Origin of the sequence: Faecalicatena contorta (assembly GCF_021531995.1) — a bacterium.
In the GTDB taxonomy this organism is placed as follows: Bacteria; Bacillota; Clostridia; order Lachnospirales; family Lachnospiraceae; genus Dorea_A; species Dorea_A contorta_A.
Genome location: NZ_JAFBIZ010000191.1, coordinates 1 through 2,771 on the forward strand (window position 1 = coordinate 1; position 2,771 = coordinate 2,771).

Sequence of the window (2,771 nt, forward strand, 5' to 3'; positions counted from 1 at the left end):
GCATTAAAAGAGGAGAGTAAAAAATAATGGATAGTAAGATACTTAAGGCACTGGGAATCGATCCGGCGTTTATATTCATATTTCTGCTAATATTAATCATAGTACTGTTTGTGTTATATGTAAATGTAACCATGAAATATAATCGTTTGAAAAGCAGTTATATGACGTTTATGCGTGGAAAAGATGGAAAAACTCTGGAAGAGAGCATGAAGGAAAGATTTGCTGAGGTAGAGGCGATTTTGAAATATACAAAACAGAATCGTCTGGATATTCAGAAAGTCAATAAAAGACTGGAAAGCACCTATCAGAAAATAGGAATTGTAAAATATGATGCCTTTAATGAGATGGGAGGAAAACTCAGTTTTGCGCTTGCAATGCTCGACAATAACAACAATGGTTGGATAATCAATGCAATGCACAGCAGAGAAGGCTGTTACACATATGTAAAAGAGATTGTGAAGGGAGAAAGCTATGTAGAACTGGCCGAAGAAGAAGCTGAAGCATTGGATCGGGCTATCTTTCATGATGCTTATAACATGGAGACTGAGAAAAAGTAATAAAGGATAACATGAGGAGGATAAAAAATGTTAGATATTAAATTTGTAAGAAATAATCCGGATGCAGTAAAAGAGAATATTAAGAAAAAATTTCAGGATGAAAAATTGCCGCTGGTAGATGAAGTATTAGAATTAGATAAAAAGAACAGAGATATCAAGCAGGAAGTAGAAGCACTCCGTGCAGATAGAAACAAAATATCAAAACAGATCGGTGCATGTATGGCACAGGGTAAAAAAGAGGAAGCAGAAGAATTAAAGAAAAAAGTTCAGGAAAATGCAGAAAGAGTAGAGTCATTATCTGCTGAAGAAAAAGAAGTAGAAGCAAACATTAAGAAGATCATGATGACAATTCCTAATATCATCGATCCTTCTGTTCCAATTGGAAAAGATGACAGTGAGAACGTAGAAATCCAAAAATATGGTGATCCGGTTGTTCCTGATTATGAAATTCCATACCATACAGAGATTATGGAATCTTTCAATGGAATTGATCTTGAGAGTGCCGGAAAAGTAGCCGGAAACGGCTTCTATTATCTGATGGGAGATATTGCAAGACTTCATTCGGCAGTTATTTCCTATGCACGTGACTTCATGATTAATCGTGGATTTACTTACTGCATTCCTCCATTCATGATCAGAAGTAATGTAGTAACCGGTGTTATGAGCTTTGCAGAAATGGATTCTATGATGTACAAGATCGAAGGAGAAGATCTTTATCTGATCGGAACCAGTGAACACTCTATGATCGGTAAATTCATCGATACCATGCTGGAAGAAGAAAAACTTCCACAGACGTTGACCAGTTATTCTCCATGCTTCCGCAAAGAAAAAGGGGCACATGGTATTGAAGAACGTGGAGTATATAGAATTCATCAGTTTGAAAAACAGGAAATGATCGTTGTATGCAAACCAGAAGAAAGCAAGATCTGGTATGATAAATTATGGCAGAACACAGTAGACCTGTTCCGCTCTATGGATATACCTGTTCGTACACTGGAATGCTGCTCCGGTGACCTTGCAGACCTGAAAGTAAAATCATGTGACGTAGAAGCATGGTCTCCAAGACAGAAAAAATACTTTGAAGTAGGAAGCTGTTCAAATCTTGGTGATGCTCAGGCAAGAAGACTTGGTATTCGTGTAAAAGGTGCTGATGGAAGTAAATATTTTGCACACACATTGAACAATACAGTAGTTGCACCTCCAAGAATGCTGATTGCTTTTCTTGAAAACAATCTTCAGGAAGACGGAACTGTTAGAATTCCAGAAGTTCTTCAGCCATACATGGGAGGAACAACTAAGCTTGTACCTAATAAATAATCAGATTTGAATATAAGGACTATGCGATGCATCAATATCTGAAATCCATTGGATTTGGCAAAATTAATAAGAAAAGACAATTGAAGGAAATACTGGATCAGGTTGAAACATCATACACAGAACATCATCTGATCGTATTAGATGAAGAGACAGATTTTTGTGAATACGAAAAAGAATATGGAGCGGGGATAGGAATTGCAGTATTCGGAGACATGGATATCCGCGAAGAATTTACACAGCGCTATTATCTTCCATATTTTTTAGGGACAGGAATAACATCCTATGCAGACGTATATGTGGAGAGAAGAATTGACCGGGAAGCATATGTTGGGATCTGTGAGGATCTGAAGATAGGAATCAGTCTGATCTTTCATCTGCAGAATCTGCCTGAATATCTGAAAGAAAAGCAATTGTATAAGACATCTGTAAAATATACCTCCATTACATTGGCTGGCCTCTGTAATGGAGGAACCATATTATTGCCGGTACAAAAGAATAAAGAACAGGAAAAAAAGCAGCAGGAAACAGCGCAAAACAGAATGATGCTGATGAGCGCCGCAAAATCCGGTGATCCTGCAGCAATAGAAAGCCTGACACTGGAAGATATTGATACATATTCTGAAGTATCCAGAAGACTGATCACAGAAGATGTATTCAGTATCGTGGATACCTATATTATGCCCTACGGAGTAGAGTGTGACCGATACTCAATTATGGGTGAGATCCTGGAATATCAAAAGATGGAAAATGAATATACGAAAGAAATGTTGTATATCATGAAACTTGAGGTAAATGAACTTACCTTTGATATCTGTGTCCCGGTCGGGGAAGTTATGGGAGAACCGGCTATTGGAAGAAGATTCCGGGGAGAAGTATGGATGCAGGGCAGGATTAATT

3 protein-coding genes are annotated in these 2,771 nt (G+C 37.7%); all 3 read left to right on the forward strand.

Translation table 11 applies throughout. From position 1 onward, the window contains the following. Positions 1-26: 26 nt before the first annotated feature. A complete protein-coding gene (locus JQM82_RS14935; RefSeq protein ID WP_235251196.1) occupies positions 27-557 on the forward strand; it encodes a DUF4446 family protein in 531 nt (176 codons plus the stop codon). 27 nt (positions 558-584) lie between these two features. Continuing rightward, the gene (gene serS, locus JQM82_RS14940) at positions 585-1,874 is read left to right on the forward strand and encodes a serine--tRNA ligase (RefSeq protein ID WP_235251197.1); all 1,290 of its coding nucleotides are present in this window, start codon (positions 585-587) and stop codon (positions 1,872-1,874) included. Between the two features lie 26 nt (positions 1,875-1,900). Then, the coding region (locus tag JQM82_RS14945) for a DUF3881 family protein (protein ID WP_235251198.1) at positions 1,901-2,771 on the forward strand (871 nt) is incomplete at its 3' end.

Coding starts and splice junctions, on each gene's coding strand:
- JQM82_RS14935 (WP_235251196.1), top strand. CDS start 27: ATGGATAGTAAGATACTTAAGGCACTGGGAATCGATCCGGCGTTTATA.
- serS (WP_235251197.1), top strand. CDS start 585: ATGTTAGATATTAAATTTGTAAGAAATAATCCGGATGCAGTAAAAGAG.